General features: G+C 68.5%; 15 protein-coding genes and 1 tRNA gene. 8 read left to right on the top strand and 8 right to left on the bottom strand.

Features of this window, described 5'->3' with window-relative positions; all coding sequences use genetic code 11:
* Positions 1 to 53: 53 nt before the first annotated feature.
* Positions 54 to 1,526: a hypothetical protein gene (locus ASD65_RS05845; RefSeq protein WP_056219732.1), complete on the bottom strand. Its 1,473-nt coding sequence runs from the start codon at positions 1,524 to 1,526 to the stop codon at positions 54 to 56.
* Positions 1,527 to 2,029: 503 nt separating this feature from the next.
* Positions 2,030 to 2,105, bottom strand: a tRNA-Ala gene (locus ASD65_RS05850).
* 82 nt (positions 2,106 to 2,187) lie between these two features.
* Between ASD65_RS05850 and ASD65_RS05855 the strand changes: the two genes are divergently transcribed.
* Positions 2,188 to 3,378 (top strand): amidohydrolase, encoded by a 1,191-nt coding sequence (locus tag ASD65_RS05855; RefSeq protein WP_056219734.1) that lies wholly within the window; start codon positions 2,188 to 2,190, stop codon positions 3,376 to 3,378.
* Between the two features lie 37 nt (positions 3,379 to 3,415).
* On the opposite strand, the gene ASD65_RS05860 is transcribed toward ASD65_RS05855, so the two are convergent.
* The 3 genes from ASD65_RS05860 to galU all read right to left on the bottom strand — a co-directional run bounded on the left by ASD65_RS05860 (position 3,416) and on the right by galU (position 5,930).
* Entirely contained in the window at positions 3,416 to 4,276 is an 861-nt protein-coding gene (locus tag ASD65_RS05860; RefSeq protein WP_056219739.1) for a hypothetical protein, read from the bottom strand.
* 97 nt (positions 4,277 to 4,373) lie between these two features.
* Positions 4,374 to 5,003 (bottom strand): GNAT family N-acetyltransferase, encoded by a 630-nt coding sequence (locus ASD65_RS05865; RefSeq protein WP_056219742.1) that lies wholly within the window; start codon positions 5,001 to 5,003, stop codon positions 4,374 to 4,376.
* Between the two features lie 39 nt (positions 5,004 to 5,042).
* Positions 5,043 to 5,930 carry a UTP--glucose-1-phosphate uridylyltransferase GalU gene (galU, locus tag ASD65_RS05870; protein WP_056219744.1) on the bottom strand — a complete coding sequence of 296 codons (888 nt, stop codon included), beginning with the start codon at positions 5,928 to 5,930 and terminating at the stop codon, positions 5,043 to 5,045.
* Positions 5,931 to 6,002: 72 nt separating this feature from the next.
* Between galU and ASD65_RS05875 the strand changes: the two genes are divergently transcribed.
* From ASD65_RS05875 to mscL, 3 genes are read left to right on the top strand one after another with little or no spacing between them, the layout of a single operon-like run.
* Entirely contained in the window at positions 6,003 to 6,599 is a 597-nt protein-coding gene (locus tag ASD65_RS05875; protein WP_056219749.1) for a 5-formyltetrahydrofolate cyclo-ligase, read from the top strand.
* Positions 6,600 to 6,616: 17 nt separating this feature from the next.
* Positions 6,617 to 6,916: an FmdB family zinc ribbon protein gene (locus ASD65_RS05880; RefSeq protein WP_056219752.1), complete on the top strand. Its 300-nt coding sequence runs from the start codon at positions 6,617 to 6,619 to the stop codon at positions 6,914 to 6,916.
* A gap of 34 nt (positions 6,917 to 6,950) precedes the next feature.
* On the top strand, positions 6,951 to 7,361 hold the full coding sequence (mscL, locus tag ASD65_RS05885) for a large conductance mechanosensitive channel protein MscL (RefSeq protein ID WP_056219754.1): 411 nt from the start codon (positions 6,951 to 6,953) through the stop codon (positions 7,359 to 7,361).
* A 627-nt stretch (positions 7,362 to 7,988) separates the two neighbouring features.
* Here mscL and ASD65_RS05895 read toward each other — a convergent pair.
* Complete coding sequence (locus ASD65_RS05895; protein WP_056219762.1) at positions 7,989 to 11,684, bottom strand: AAA family ATPase; 3,696 nt, start codon at positions 11,682 to 11,684, stop codon at positions 7,989 to 7,991.
* Between the two features lie 202 nt (positions 11,685 to 11,886).
* On the opposite strand from ASD65_RS05895, the gene ASD65_RS05900 reads away from it, so the two are divergent.
* The 3 genes from ASD65_RS05900 (at position 11,887) to ASD65_RS05910 (ending at position 13,859) form a co-directional block, all read left to right on the top strand.
* A complete protein-coding gene (locus ASD65_RS05900) occupies positions 11,887 to 12,396 on the top strand; it encodes a methylated-DNA--[protein]-cysteine S-methyltransferase (protein WP_056219763.1) in 510 nt (169 codons plus the stop codon).
* 147 nt (positions 12,397 to 12,543) lie between these two features.
* The gene (locus ASD65_RS05905; RefSeq protein ID WP_056219766.1) at positions 12,544 to 13,401 is read left to right on the top strand and encodes a helix-turn-helix transcriptional regulator; all 858 of its coding nucleotides are present in this window, start codon (positions 12,544 to 12,546) and stop codon (positions 13,399 to 13,401) included.
* 110 nt (positions 13,402 to 13,511) lie between these two features.
* Positions 13,512 to 13,859: a histone-like nucleoid-structuring protein Lsr2 gene (locus ASD65_RS05910; protein WP_056219769.1), complete on the top strand. Its 348-nt coding sequence runs from the start codon at positions 13,512 to 13,514 to the stop codon at positions 13,857 to 13,859.
* Positions 13,860 to 13,869: 10 nt separating this feature from the next.
* On the opposite strand, the gene ASD65_RS05915 is transcribed toward ASD65_RS05910, so the two are convergent.
* Positions 13,870 to 14,955, bottom strand: coding sequence for a fatty acid desaturase family protein (locus tag ASD65_RS05915; protein ID WP_156378786.1), 1,086 nt, complete (start codon positions 14,953 to 14,955; stop codon positions 13,870 to 13,872).
* Positions 14,956 to 15,161: 206 nt separating this feature from the next.
* Between ASD65_RS05915 and ASD65_RS05920 the strand changes: the two genes are divergently transcribed.
* On the top strand, positions 15,162 to 15,365 hold the full coding sequence (locus tag ASD65_RS05920; RefSeq protein WP_056219774.1) for a three-helix bundle dimerization domain-containing protein: 204 nt from the start codon (positions 15,162 to 15,164) through the stop codon (positions 15,363 to 15,365).
* An 11-nt stretch (positions 15,366 to 15,376) separates the two neighbouring features.
* Here the strand turns inward: ASD65_RS05920 and ASD65_RS05925 are convergent, their stop codons facing one another.
* Positions 15,377 to 15,718 (bottom strand): hypothetical protein, encoded by a 342-nt coding sequence (locus tag ASD65_RS05925; RefSeq protein WP_056219777.1) that lies wholly within the window; start codon positions 15,716 to 15,718, stop codon positions 15,377 to 15,379.
* Positions 15,719 to 15,783: the final 65 nt, after the last annotated feature.

Raw genomic sequence — 15,783 nt, forward strand, 5'->3', positions numbered from 1 at the left:
GGAACAACGCCCCTCGACCGAGAGAGTCGAGGGGCGTTGGGTCGGGTGGCAGGCTACGCGCGGCTGCGGCGGCGGGCGACCAGCACCGCGCCGAGGCCGAGCAGCGTCAGCATCATGGCGACCCACGGAGTCGGGCTGACGTCGGAGCCGGACGCGGCGAGCGTCTTCGGCAGCACCGGGATCGGAGTGGGCGTCGGCGTCACGGGCGCGGCGACGACGTTCACGATCGCGGTGACCTCGAAGCTGCCCCCCTCACCCTGCTCGATCAACGCCGTGATGGTATGCGGCCCGAGCGTGGTGAAGGCGATGACGCCGGTGTCCGGATCGATGACATCGGTCGGGTCGCTGCTGCTCAGGGTGATCCAGCACCAGTTGCAGTCCAGTCCGTCGATCATGTTACGGGCGAAGCTGTTGCCGAACTCATCGACGGCACTGAGGTAGGCCGACGATGTCCCCCCGGTGACGACGGTGTCCGGCGTCATCTTCAGCTCGGCGTCAGAGATGTAACCCGAGTGCGTGACGGGAACCTCGACGCTGCTCACGACTGCCGGGAAGCCCTTGAGCGTCGCCGTCACGACACGATCCCCGACGAGGTGCGCCGCCAGGTAGACCTCGAACCCGAAGTAGCTGATGCGATCCTTCGGATGGCTGCTGGTGAAGGTGACGAGATCGGTGATGTCGGCGCCGCCGCCGGGGCTCGTGTCTGTGACGACGAGGTCGATGTAGTCGCCGGCCGGTGCGGCATCCGGGCTGCCCTCGTAGGTGACCGCGATGCTGGTGATTCCGACGGGTGCCCACTGCGCGAACGCCCATTGGTACCCCGGAGTCAGGACGGTGGCCTCCGTGAAGGCCGACCCGCTCGCATCGCTCATCGTGTTCCAGGACGCGATCGTCGCATGGGTGCGCACGAAGTCGGGCAACGCGATGCCGGCGGCGGCCATCGTGGGTGCGTAGATCGTGACATCCACCCAGCTGGAGTCCGCCAGGTTGTCGACGAACCGGACGGTGGAGTTGTTTCCGCTCACCTCGACAGTCGGGCTGATCGCCGTCGTGATGGTGCCTCCGTTTGCGATCGAGTACATCCCGGCGAGAGTGCGCGGAGTCGCATCCGACACGATCCTGCCTGTCGCTCCGACCGTCACCTCGGCGTAGTTCTGCATGGTCATGTCCTCCGCCAGGACCAGCGTCCCGTGGATGTTCATGGTCCCGCTGCGATTGAACTGGCTGGCGATGATGGTGAGTGTCTTGCCCTCGTTCACCGTGATGTCGCTGGCGAAGAGCACATGGTCATCAAGATCGAGAGTGACATCCCTGTCGATCACCAGTGGTTCGGTGGACGCCCAGATATCGGCACTGAGCGTGACCGTCGCATCCGTACCGGGAGAGAGAGCCGCCTGCAGGTCACCGATCGTGCCTACGGATGCGGCGTGCGCCGCCATCGGCACCGCCCCGAAGGTGAAGACGGCGGTGGCGGCGATCAGCACGCCGACCAGGACATTGCGCGACGTTGCGCGGAGGGACTTCACGTACGAGGACAACGCAGACCACTTTCGGAAGCCGAGCTAGGGACAGGGACCAGCGTCAGCCCGACTGAATCGAACTCACGTCTCATTTCAAACTAGCATGAACATTCACGCCGGACTGTTGTCTGATCCGACCAGGTCCACGCAGTCCCGTCATCGCGATCTCCAACCAGCGTCATCCCCGCCGACAGAGTTCCGAAGCATCCCGAACCGTCTTCCACCGGAGCTACGCGAGACTGCACCAGGACGTCGAGACTGCGGGTATTGCCCACGGTTTCGACGCACCGGTGCAGTCTCACGGCCCGACCGCGGCTCGCTGCGGGAGTCGCCCCACGGTGCGCAGACGATATCGGCCACCCGCCGGTGAGAAACGAGATCCCGTCCGGGAAACAGTGCGACGCACCGTTTCCGAGCCGGAATGCTGTTTCTCGGCCTCGACCGCGACCTCGACCACGCGCCACACACGCAGAAAGACCCCCGCACAACGCGGGGGTCTTTCGTGGTTTTGGTGGACCTGAGGGGATTTGAACCCCTGACCCCCTCGATGCGAACGAGGTGCGCTACCAGCTGCGCCACAGGCCCAAGAACCTCCGTTAGATTATCACGCCGCGCGGAGGGGTCGCGAACGCTTCCCGCACACGCCGCGGCGGGAGAGGATGGAGGAATGCGTCATCCGCTCTCCCCCGTCACCCTGCTCCGCAACGTCCGGCCCTGGGGCGGTGATGCGTCCGACATCCACGTCTCCGACGGACTGATCACCGCGATCACTCCCACCGACGCGACTGCAGCATCCGCGCCGGGCGAGGTCGACGGGCGCGGGCTGCTGGCGATCCCGGGGCTCGTGAACACCCATGCCCACATCGACGGATCATGGTGGGGCCTGCCCTGGCAGCCGTACGGCGGCGCAGGCGGCACCGAAGGCCGCATCGCATACGAACGCGAACGGCGCGGCGATCTCGGCCTCCCGAGCGCCGAGCGCACGCGTGCGGTCTTGGCGGAGTTCGTCCGCCACGGTACGACCGCGATACGCACGCACGTCGACGTCGATCCGGGCGTCGGGCTCTCCGCCATCGAGGCGGTGCGCGAGGCCATCGCCGAGTACGACGGGGCGATCACGGCCGAGATCGTCGCGTTCCCGCAGGACGGCGTGCTGCGGCGCCCCGGAGTCATCGAAATGCTGACGGATGCCGCGCGCGCCGGCGTCGAGCACATCGGCGGCATCGACCCCGCCAGCATCGACCGCGACCCGGTCGGTCAGCTCGACGCGATCTTCGCGATCGCCGCCGAGTACGGCACCGGCATCGACATCCACCTGCATGATGCGGCCGACCTCGGTGCGTTCCAGTTCGACCTCATCCTCGACCGCACCGAGCGCCTCGGACTCACCGGGCGCGTCAACATCGCGCACGGCTTCGCCCTCGCGCAGGTCGATGCCGCACGTCGCCGCGACCTCCTGCAGCGGATGGCGGCGCTCCAGGTCACCCTGACGACCGTGGCGCCGCTGCGCCTCCCCCAGCTCCCCTTGGAGGAGCTGGATGCTGCAGGAGTCGGCTTCGGCTTCGGTACGGACGGCATCCGCGACCTGTGGAGCCCCTACGGGACCGGCGACATGCTCGGGATCGCGTGGCAGTACGCCCGGTCTTCCAGCATCGTCCGCGACGAGCAGCTGCGCCGCGTCGTCGAGCTCGCCACCTCCTCGGCAGCGGGACTCGTCGGGCGCGACGTGCACGACCTGGTCGTCGGCGCGCGGGCGGACATCGTCCTCGTGGATGCGGAGAACCCCATGGACGTGCTTGTGCGCACTCCCCCGCGCGAGCTGGTCATCGGCGGCGGACGCGTACTCCACACGACCTGAGCGGCGGGCGCGACAGACCGACGAAGCCGACCGTCGGTCAGGCTCCTGCGGCGCGACGCTGCAGGAGCTGGCGCACGTGCGCCTCGATCTCGGCGTCGTCGACGTAGCCCATCTGGGCGAAGGCCGCGGCATCCCGTGCGCGGCGCGCTTCGACCAGCGAGGGCGGACGCTGGCGCGACGCGCGTTCGCGCATCGATTCTTCGAGAGCGGCCTGACGCAGTGCTTCGCGCGCCTCGGCGCCGTCGAGCACGACGGAGGCACGTGATCCGGCCGAGGACACGAGCGGACGCGGCAGTTCGCGCGGCGTCCACACGGCGCGGTCGCCCCCGACCGCGAGGTCCTGGACGGTCAGCGCGGGGCGAGCGACGGTCTCGGTCTGCGCGACGCGGACGTGCGTCCGTGAGCCGACACGCGCCATCTGCCGCAGCAGAAGGCCGCAGACGACCGCGAGTGCGACGGCGGACCACAGGAGCAGCTGAGACCCCGTCGTCACGACCTGCCAACCGCCCCAGATCGCCAGTCCGATGGCGGTGAGGCCGACGAACAGTGTGATCAGCCGGGCTCGGCGGCGCGCACGGGCTTGTCGCGCCGCGGGTAGCGATCGTGCTTCAGCGAGCTGACGCCGCGCGTCTTCGAGATCCGCGTGGCCGCGCTCGGCCTGCGCGCGCTTTGCGAGGCGCTGCTGGGCGAGCGCTGTGCGGGCATTGAGTTCGAGGCGGACCTCCTGCGGCGTCTCGCTCGTCTCGGCGAGCACCCGCAGCGCCTGGCTCAGCCGGACGGCGTTGCGTTCGGCGGCGTTGTACTGGTGGCGGCTGTGCCAGGACGGCAGCAGATAGACCAGCCACAGGAGCACGGCGACGAGAACGATCACGCCTCCGCCCAACACCTGCCCACCCATGCACCCCACGCTACGGGACGATGCGCACCTGCACCGTCAGCCCCGCGCGTGTCGGACACGCATCGAGCGAGCAATTCGGTGGAGCGGATGTCTCGGCTCAGGCGTGCAGGCGATCCGCAGGCGGAATGGCCGCCGCATCCTGCGGCGCACGTCCCTGCACCCAGCGCTGCAGCACGCCCTCGGGAACGTCTTCACGCACGAGGGCGAAGGCGTAGTGATCGCGCCAATCGCCGTGGATGTGGATGAACCCGCGGCGCAGTCCCTCGTACCGGAAGCCGAGCTTCTCGACCACACGTAGACTCGCGTGGTTCTCGGGACGGATGCAGATCTCCATCCGGTGCAGGTGAAGCTCCGTGAAGGCGATATCGGTCGCCATCGCGACGGCGGTCGGCGTGATCCCCTTGCCGGCGAAGCGCTGGCTCACCCAATAGCCGATCGTGGCCGAGGAGAGCGAGCCTCGCGCGATCCCCCACACGTTGAGCTGTCCGGCGATCTCGCCGTTGTACTCCATGACGAACGGCGCGCCGGCGCCGTCACGGTACTGCTGCAGGAGGCGTTTGATGCCGAGCCGCATATCGAACGACACGGCACCGTCGGGGTTCGTCGCTTCCCACGGCTGCAGCCAGGCGCGGTTGGTCACCAGCTCGTTCTGCAGGGTCCGCGCGTCGCGGGGACGCACGAGACGCAGCGCGATCGGACCGTGGTGATGAGGCGTCGTGAGCTCCACGTCACTCCCTCGACCGGGCGGCTTCCCTGTACAGCGACGTCAGAGGGTGGCCGCGAAATCCTTCAACCAGGGTCGCAGCTCCGGGCCGAGGTCTTCTCGGTCGGACGCCAGCTGCACGATGGCCTTGATGTAATCCACTCTATCGCCGGTGTCGTAGCGACGCCCGCGGAACACGACGCCGTACACGCCGGGTCCGTCCTCCTGGGTCGCGAGCTCCTGGAGCGCATCGGTGAGCTGGATCTCGCCGCCCTTTCCGGGCTCGGTGTGATCGAGCACGTCGAACACTGCCGGGGTGAGCACGTAGCGCCCGATGATCGCCAGGTTGGAGGGAGCATCTTCCTTGCTCGGCTTCTCGACGAGCCCGGTGACCTTCACGAAGTCGTCCGTGTCGGTCGCCTCGATGGCCGCCGCACCGTACATGTGGATCTGCTCTGGGTCGACCTCCATGAGGGCGATGATCGTCGCGCCGGTGCGCTCGTGTTGGGCGAGCATCGTCGTCAGCAGCGGGTCGCGCTCATCGATCAGGTCGTCGCCGAGAAGCACGGCGAAGGGGTGGTCGCCCACGTGGGCACGGGCACGGGATACCGCGTGACCCAGACCCTTGGGCTCACCCTGACGCACGAAATGGATGTCGGCGAGTTCGCTCGAGCGCTGCACCTTGTTGAGCTTGTCGATGTCGCCCTTGGCCCGCAGCTTGTCTTCCAGCTCAGGAACCGAGTCGAAGTGGTTGGAGAGGTTGTTCTTGTTCCGGCCGATGATGATGAGGATGTCATCGATCCCGGCATCCGTGGCCTCTTCAACGACGTACTGGATCGCCGGCTTGTCGACCACGGGCAGCATTTCCTTGGGCATCGCCTTGGTGGCAGGCAGGAATCGCGTCCCGAGGCCCGCGGCAGGAATGACGGCTTTGAAAGACTTGTGCGACATGGCACCACTCTAGCGAGGCGCCCGACGACGCTCCGCACGCCCGTGATGCCCCAGCGGCCTAGAATCGAGAGCATGTCGGACGACATCGGTCATGCCAAGCGCGCAATGCGAGCTGAGCTTCGCGAGCGACGCCAGCTGCTCTCGCAGACGGCGCTGGATGCCGCGGCTGCCGGGATCAAGGTCCAGCTCGACGAGCTCGTGGCGAGCGTCGGAGCACAGTCGATCTCGTGCTTCCTGTCGACCACCACGGAGCCGGGCACCCGCGAATTCGTGACGGATGCCGTGGGCCGGGGCATCCGTGTCCTGCTGCCCGTCACGCGCAAGGACGGGCTGCTGGACTGGGCCGTGGCAACGCCGGACGGCGACATCGGCGAGGGACTGTTCGGTCTGCCCGAGCCGGTCGGCGAACTGCTCGGTCCGATCGCGGTCAACGATGTCGACCTGCTCATCATCCCCGCCGCCGCCGTGGACGGCACCGGCACGCGGCTGGGCTGGGGCCGCGGATTCTTCGACAAGACCCTCGGCTCGATGGAGGGCTGCCCGCCCGTCTACGCCGTCATCTACGACTCGGAGCTCCTCGACGAGGTTCCGCGCGACCTTCACGACCAGCCCGTCACCGGGGTCATCACCCCCACCCAGACGATCACCCTCGCGCCGACGCGGCGCTGACCTGCCCAAGAGAGCTCATGCCTACCTACGCCTACGCCTGCAAGAACTGCGGCCACCGCTTCGACGCGGTCCAGTCCTTCGCCGATCCGACCCTCACCGAGTGCCCCGAATGCAAGGGCGAACTGCGCAAGGAGTACGGCTCGATCGGCGTCACCTTCAACGGCTCGGGCTTCTACCGCACCGACTCTCGCGCGGCGGCCGGCGGATCGACCTCCAGCAGCGTGCCGGCGGCGAGCTCTTCGGGTAGCGACTCGAGCTCATCTTCGGCATCATCGAAGTCCGAGGCGAAGGCCTCGACCGCAACATCCGCAACATGATCGGCGACAGCCGGCGACAGGTGAGGAGAATCACATGATCAAAGGCTTCAAGGAGTTCATCCTCCGCGGAAACGTCATCGACCTCGCTGTCGCCGTCGTCATCGGCGCCGCGTTCACGGCTGTGGTGAACGCGATCGTGTCGAGCATCATCAACCCGCTCATCGCACTCGTGTGGAAGCCGGACGAGAACGGCACGATCGGCTTCACCGTGAACGGACTGTGGGGTCCGGTCACATTCCCGATCAGCGACCTCATCAACGCGCTCATCGCCTTCCTCGCGGTCGCGCTCGTCGTCTACTTCGTCTTCGTGCACCCGATGAACATCATGAAGGAGCGCGCCGCGGCGAAGGCGGGCGTGCCCGATGAGCCCGAAGCGATGCCCACCGAGACCGAGCTGCTCGTGCAGATCCGCGACCTGCTGGAGAAGCAGTCCCCCAAGGTTTGACCCAACGCCCCTGCGACCCTGTCGCGCCGCCGCACAACGTCGGAGATCGCCACGTTGTCGGACGAATCAGCGGCGTGCCGAGCCGACGAAGTGGCGATCTCCGACGAAACGGTTCGTCTCTTCGCGGCACTCGTGCGGCTAGAAGCTCCGACGTGTGCGGTCGTCGTCTGGTCCGGCAGCCCCGCGCCCCTGTCGCGCGGCCCCATCATGTCGGATATCGCCACATTGTCGGACCGATCAGCGCCGCGTCGAACCGGCGAAGTGGCGATTCCCGACGCGGAGGCTGCGTCGGGTCAGTAGTGCGGCGGCCGTCCTGGCGCATGCGATCGACGACCCGCGGATACCTCGACCCTGTCGTGTTTCCCCGATCTCGGAGATCACCACATTGTCGGACGAATCAGCGCCGTGTCGAGCCGACGAAGTGGCTATCTCCGACGAAGCGGCGCCGTGCGGCCTCAGTAGTGCGGCGGGACGTCCTGTCGCATGCGGTCGTCGTTGGGTCCGGATGCTGCGGCTCCGGGCTCCCCGGAGGCTTCCTCGTCCGCGGCAGTGGGCTCAGCGGTGGATCCCGGCGCGGGTGTGAGCTTGGCCCGACGTGAGCCCGGGACCTTCTCTACGCGCTGACGCTCACTCGGGGACATCGATCGGCTGCGTGTCGGTGTCGACCGTGGGGGCCTGAGGCTCGACGCCCAGCAGGGCGGCGATCCGGGTGGCGACCGCGGCGGGGTCGCTGTAGAGGTCGAAGGAGTGCACGCGCACATAGTGCCAGCCGAGTCTGCGCAGGATCTGCGGACGCAGGCGCAGCGATTCGCGCAGCGACTCCCCCACGGTCTCCGGGTCGCTCTCCGCGACGACGGCCTTGCCGTCGTACTGGGCGACCAGGGGCAGCAGTCCGCGGTAGTGCACGTCGACCGAGACGCCGAGACGGCGCAGCTCCCGGGCGAGCGCGAGGGTGAGCGGGTCGGCGAGGTCCTCGAGCCGGGCATCGCGGCCGCGGGCGGCGATGCCTCCGAGGATGCCCATGAGCGTCGCGGCACCGTGCTCGAGGCGCCCGTCGTCGAATGACGAGGGGCGGATCGAGGACACGATAACCATCGAACGGCGGGCACGCGTCATCCCGACCGTCAGCAGTCGTTCACCGTCGGGCGTGGACAGGTCGCCGAAGTCGCTGAGCACGCGGCCGTGCTTGGTGAGGCCGAAGCCGAGCGAGAAGATGACGCGGTCGCGGCTCTCGGCGACCGACTCCTCGAGGCTGAGCACGGCGAAGGGCTCGGCGGTGTCGCGCGAGACGAAGTCGGCGACGTCGGCACGGCCGGCGAACGCGGCATCCACCGCGGCGCGGACGCGCTCGGCGTGCTTCGAGCTCGCGGTCACGACCATGAGCGACTCACTGCCGCGGTTGACGGCGTGCTCGACGACAAGGGTGACGACGCGCGCCACCTCGGCGTTCGGGCTCTCCACGGCGCCGCTGATCGGATCGGGCGCGCCGGTTCCGCCTTCTACGTAGTCGACGCTGAGACTGCCGCGGCCGAGATACGAACCTGCCCACGGCAGCGACACGATCTCGCCGCCGTAGAACGCCCCGTTGACGAGCTCGGCGAGGTCTTCACCGCCGGCGCGGTAGCTGCGGGTCAGCGTCTCGACCGGCACGAGCTCGGAGAGGCGCTCGAACACCGACACCGAGTCGAACGGCGGCTCCTCGGGCTCGCCCTCGAGAGGGGCGCCCGCGGCCACGCGGAACGGGGTCGGCTTCTGCGTGACGGGGTCGCCGAACAGGACGACCTGACGAGCCCGACGCAGCGCCGGTGCGGCCTCGGCGAGGCAGAGGGCCGCGGCATCCGCGATCACGACGACGTCGAAGGCGAAGCGGTCGGGGATCATCGGCACGTCGTAGGGCGACGCGAGCCAAACCGGCGCGAGCGTGCGCATCAGTGTCGGTGCGACGGCGATGAGCTCTTCGGGCGCCGAGATGCCGTCCTTCAGCGCACGCTTGAGCGCCTCGGCTTCGCCGGGCTCATCCACGATGCCGATGCGCCACTGGGTCGCCAGCTGGGCGGCGAGCAGCGGGCCGGATGCCGCCGCGTGGGCTTCATCGACGAGTCGGAAGTCGCGCTCCAAGCGGTCGACGACAGCCGTGTTCGCGCCGAGCAGCGCCCGGTCCGTGCGCAGCAGGTGCTCCAGCGCCGACTGCCACCAGGCGAACTCGAGCTCGTCGCCGACGCGGTCCTCGGGGACGTGGCGGACCGACATCTCCAACAGCAGCGGCTCGAGGCCGAGAGCGGCGAGCTCGGAGCGGAGTGTGGCGCGCTCGACGAGGTTGTCGAAGAAGTCCGACTCGGCCGCCAGGCCGGCCAGGGTCCGTACGAGCGTCTTGACCGGGAGGGTCGCGAGGCGCTCGGCGCCGGTACGACTCAGGATCGAATCGAGGTCGGTGAGGTCTGCATCCACGCGCTGCCACGCGACGTGCACGTCGCCCAGGCCCAGGGGAACCTCCGGGATGACGCCGGCCGCGACGTAGCGCTGCCACTCGGTGCGCTGGTGCTGCACGCGCACCAGGGCCTCGTGCATATCGGCGATGTGGACGCCCGGGCGGACGTACTCGCGCGACAGCCGCTTCAGCCGGCGCCGGTTCGTGCTGGTCATCTGCGGAGCATCGCGCCGCGGGCCGTGGGCCTGGATCAGTTCACCGAGCGGGCGTTCGAAGACCGTCGGGCTGAAGCGATCGAGCGAGTCGCGGATGCCCTGCAGCACGCGCAGGTAGACACCGAGCTCGGAGATCGTGCGGAACGGGCGCATCCGCGTCTGGGCGATCAGTTCGTATCCGCGCTCCAGCAACGACGGGACGTCGTGGCGGTGCAGGCGGGCAGCCAGCACGTGCGCCGACCGCGCGGCTTCGGTGGTGGCGAAGGACACCCCGTACCAAGGCGAATCGTCGGGACCGAAGCGGAATTCTCCGAGGCGGGCGGCCGCCGCGAGCTTGGCCGCGGCCGTCGGGCGGGCGGCGGCGAGGCGCTCGAGTGTGCGCACGTCGAATCGGGCGGCGGTGGAGGGCGCCGGGCTCTTCGCCGCCAGCGCCGTCAGGGCGCCGAGGACGTCGAGCGTGGACGCGCCGAGGGACGGATGCTGCTGCGTCACCGCGCCGCGATAGTCCCGCAGGACGCCGCGCAGGCGAACGAGGGCATCATCGATGTCGGAGACCCGCGGCTGCTCGGCCTTCTCGTTGCGACCGATCGCGCGGATGAGGTCGCGCCGCACGTGCCGCGGCGACACGGCCAGGCCGTCCAGGCCGATGCCGGCCAGCCGGTGCCGCACGCCCTCGATGGTGGAGCGACGGGCGCTGACCACGAGCACGCGCTTGCCCTCGCGCACGAGGGATCCGACCGTGTTGATGACGGTCTGGGTGCCACCGGTCCCGGGCAGCGTGTGCACGGCGAGCGAATGCCCGGCGGCGATGCGCGCCAGGACCGCTTCCTGCTCGGCATCCGCGTCCAGGAGCAGGGTATCCGCGGCGGGGGCTCGCTCGTCGGGGTTGGCGGCCGCAGGCACATCGCGTCGGAACGACAGCGACTCGCGGTCGGCAGGGTGGCCGGCGAGCGCGTTGAGGATCGGGTGATCCAGGTCTGCGGCATCCCGTTCCATCGCGGACCCGACGTCGGCGAACGTCGACACCACGAGCCGCGGATGCACGGTGAAGGTGTCGATGGAGGCTGTCAGTGCGCGCAGATGGTCGATGACCGGCTGCGGCTTGAAGACGCCCTCGTCGTAGGCGTGCGCGGCCAGCGCGGTGCCGTCCAGCGCGATGCCGAAGTGCGTACGCAAGGCGCGCAACAGCTCGGGGTTGACCAGGAAGGTGCCGTGCAGCTTGAGTTCGAAGTCGGTGTGGTGGCGACGGATAGCCAGCGGACGCAGCAGCACCGGGGCGGCATGCGACACGTCTTCGATGCTCCAGGACGCGAGTCCGACCGCGAGGTGCACCGGATCGATGCCGCGCGCCGTGCGCAGCTCGACGTTCTTCGCGGTGATCCGTTCGGCCGCGAGACGCGCGTTGCGCAGCGCCACTTCGTCACGGAACAGGTTCGACAGAAGAGTGGAGCGGCCGGTGATGAACTGCGGCAGGCTGCCCGGGTGCGCCTTCGTGATCTCGATCCCGGAATCGGCGTCGGAGAGGTGCAGCAGCGTGGAACGGCCGCCCAGTTCCGCGGACTGTGTGCGCAGCCGATCGCGTTCCGGTTCGGCCACGTGCATGACGGTCACCCCGGGTTCGGCCAAGCCGAGATCTCCGGGGTTCACGGTCACCGCGGTCGCCGCATCCTCCCGGCCCATCACGGTGTTTCCATCAGCTCGCCACACATCTGCCACCCTACGTGCGGGTCGTCGTCGTACCCCGTATCCCGCCCGAGTTTCGCGCGATTCCCCGACACGCCGCGTGACCAGCCGTTCCTCCCCAGGCCCCAGGAGCGGCCATCACCGCGCAATCTCGCGCTTCCACGGTGGCGGGACGGCCGAGCGCGTCCAGGATGGTGACATGACCGAATTCCGCTTCCGCGTCACCCCCTCCCCCATCGGCGACATCCTGATCGTCACCGGCGACGACGGCATCGTGACACTGCATCCGTTCGAGGGCCCGGTGGGGTTCGAGCTCCAGCGTGTCGGCCTCGAGCTGTCCGGCCACATCGTCCCCGACGAGAGTGTGGCGGAGGAGGCCGTGGACCAGCTCGACGAGTACTTCGACGGTGAGCGCACGGCGTTCGACCTGCACCTGGACTGGCGCCTCGTGCGCGGGTTCACGCGCGACGCGCTCCAGGCCGTCATCGACATCCCGTTCGGCGAGACGGCGAGCTACGGTGAGGTCGCCATCTCGGCCGGCAGTCCGCGCGCCGCGCGGGCCGTGGGCACCGCGTGCGCGAACACTCCCTTCTCCATCGTCGTCCCGGTGCACCGCGTGGTGCGTTCCGACGGCTCGATCGGCGAGTACGGCGGCCGCCCCGACATCAAGCGGTTCCTGCTGGAGCTGGAACGCGACGCGGACGTGTAGGCCGTCCGCGGCGCAGAAGGGGCCTCCCGCGAGTGCGGGAGGCCCCTTCTCACTGTGGGCCATCCCGCGACGCCCGCCGAGGCCGATGGTAAAGTCGTCCCCACATCGGACGGCACGGCAGTCGTCCCACCCAGAGGCAGGTAGTGCGTGGTCGCACGAACGGGCAGCGAATCGGACGTCCAGTTGCTGGCACGGTCCGTCGCAGAGCTCACGCGCCGCACACGCTTCCCGATCGGCTTCGGCGGTCTCGCGCGCGAGGGCGATATCCATGTGACCTCGATCGTCGGTGCACGTTCCCGCAGCCTCGACGGGCTGGTCGTCAAGTCGATGCGCGGCCTCGGCGGTCGCGCCTCGGTCGAGAAGCGACCACGCCTCGCGCCCGACTACCGGTCGGCCCGCGGCATCACCCACGACTACGACGCCGCCGTGCTCGGCGAGGGCATCGCGACTCTGTTCGCCATCCCGGTGGTCGTCGCCGGCGCCACCCGCGGCGTGATCTATTGCGGCTCGTGGGCGGAAGAATCCATGGGCGACGCCGCCGTGCGCCCGGCCTTCGGTGTGGCGGACGAACTGGCCACCGAACTCCGCGTGCGTGACGAGGTCGAGCGCCGGCTCGCGCTGATGCCTCCCACCACCGAGGTGCCGGCGTTCGCGCCGGCCGCCCGCGAAGAGCTCCGCGAGAGCTACGTCGAGCTGCGCAGCATCGCGGCGAGCGTGCACGATGAAGGCCTGCGTGCCCGCATCCAGGATCTCGAACGCCGGTTGGCGGCGCTGTCGCGAGGAGATCAAGCGGCGGGAGCCGCGAGTGGCGTGCGTCTGGCGCCACGCGAAGTCGACGTGCTCGCTTCCGTCGCGCTGGGCGCCACGAACGCCGAGATCGCGACCGCGCTGGGATTACGCGAGGTCACGATCAAGTCGTATCTCGCCTCCGCGATGTCGAAATTGGATGCCTCGACCCGCCACGCGGCGGTCGCCAAGGCGCGTCGCGCCGGAATTCTTCCTTAGACGTCCTTTCACCTTTGCGACAATGCGTCGGGGATAGCCCACGACATTCGTCGGCGGTATTCATCGCACGGTATTCCGCGACACCGCATATTGCGCATAAAGTTCATGCCATGGCTCGCAAAATCGTTCACCAGCTCATCGACGATCTCGATGGCACCGTAATCGAAATCGGCTCCGGAGAGTCCGTGCATTTCTCTCTCGACGGCGTCGCCTATGAAATCGACCTGACCGCGGAGAACGCAGCCGCGCTGCGCGAGGCATTCGAGCCGTACGTCTCGGCGGCGCGCAGCATCTCCTCGGCCCGTCGGACGAGTTCGGCATCTGCCCGCCCGCGGCGCCGCTCCGGCCAGCAGGACTATTCCGCGATCCGCTCGTGGGCCAAGTCCAATGGCTTCCAGGTCTCCGAGCGCGGCCGGGTACCGGCATCCGTCATCGAGGCCTACGAAGCGGCGCACTGACGCCTCGGAGTCAGATCGACTGCCGCGCCTCCACGAGGGGGCATGCGAAGACGTCGCGCTCCCCCAGGCCGACGCGGTTGATGTAACGCACGACGATCGCGTACGACGCGAACAACGTCGTCTGCGTGTACGGAACGCCGTGCGCGCGGCAGAACTCCTCGATGAGCGGCGCGGCACGACGCAATTCGGGTCGCGGCATCGAGGGGAACAGATGGTGCTCGATCTGGTAGTTCAGCCCGCCCATCAGCACGTCGACGAAGCGTCCGCCGCGGATGTTGCGGCTCATCATCACCTGGCGACGCAGGAAGTCCAGCCGCATGTTGCGCGGTACCAGTGGCATGCCCTTGTGGTTCGGGGCGAATGAGACGCCCATGTAGAAGCCGAAGAGGCCGAGCTGCACCGCGAGGAACACCGCCGCGATCCCCGGGGAGAGCACCAGGAACACCAGGGTGAGGTAGCCGCCGAGCCGCAGCACGAGGAACGCGATCTCCGCGGGCCGACGATCGACGTGCGCACGCATGCTCACACGGCGGACGCTGGAGGCGTGGAGGGACAGCCCCTCCAGCAGGAGGATCGGGAAGAAGAAGACGCCCTGGTGCGCCAGCAGCCACTGGGTCAGCGGCCCCCGGCGTTGCTGCACCTGATCGTGCGTCAGGGAGAGTACGGGGAGGTCGATGTCGGGGTCGGCGCCCTCTTTGTTGGGGTTGGCGTGGTGCCGCGTGTGCTTGTGCTGCCACCATCCGTAGCTCATCCCGACGAGAAGGTCGCCGAGGACAAGACTGATCCAATCGTTCCATCGTCCGGAGACGAAGATCTGCCGGTGCGCCGCATCGTGACCGAGAAAGGCGATCTGGGTGAACAGGATCGCGAAACCGACGGCGGTGAACAATTGCCACCACGTGTTGCCGACGAAGATGAAAAGGACGACGAGCCCTCCGAGCAGGACGGGGGCGGCGACGAGTTTCGTCCAGTAGTAGCCGTATCGGCGAGCGAGGAGTCCGCGATCGCGGATCATTTTCGACAATTCGGTGAATTCGCTCGCGGCCGGTCGATCGTCGGTGCGCGCGGTGGGAATGGTGCTGCGGATGCCGGGCATTTCGGATGCCTCATCGCATCTCGCCGCCGGTGCCGCTTGCGCGATCGCCCGGCAATTGTGCGTTCATGATCGGACGCTACGCGCGCCGACTGGGAGCGTTCACAGTTTTTCGGCATCGGGGCCTGCGGCGAATTCCTCATTCCGGTGGCTGCGCAGCGCCCGCGCCGCTACCGTGTGAGTCACAGTCCACTCCCGAGGGGTTCACGATGACAGACGAGATCGAGGAGGCCGCCACGATCGAGGAGATCGTGCAGCGCCTGTCCGTCCGCTTCCCCTCGATTCCCGCGGACACCGTGCGCGCCACCGTGGCCGAGGCCTACGAGGAGCTGCGCGACGCCCACGTCCGTGACTTCGTCGCCGTGCTCGTCGAGAAGCAGGCCAAGAAGCGGTTGAAGCAGCTGCCGGGGTAGCCGCGCCGGGATCAGGCCGAGCCGACGAACTCGAGCGCTTCCTTGGCCAGGGGAACCCAGCGCTCGAGCGTCTGGTCGTCCTCCGCACCCGGCGGCAGCGCCACCCATTCGCGCATCGTTCGCGCGCCCATGGTCACGGCCTCCCCCTCACCGGTCTCGATCAGGGCCACCACGCGGGCATGCGGCACCTTGACGATGAGCCTGCCGCCATGACCGAGGAAGGCGACGATCTTCGTTCCCGATCGGATGCCGGGACTGCGGAACATGGTGCCGACGGTCACCGGCGCCTCTTCCGCAAGAGCGGCCGCTACGACCTCGAGCAGGTCGATCCGTGATCCGGATGACGCATCCATGAAGGCCAGAATAGGGTCGGGACATCCGCCGGTCCACCGCGTTTCGAGAACACGGAGATCGGACG

It is taken from the genome of Microbacterium sp. Root61 (genome assembly GCF_001427525.1).
Classification (GTDB): domain Bacteria; phylum Actinomycetota; class Actinomycetes; order Actinomycetales; family Microbacteriaceae; genus Microbacterium.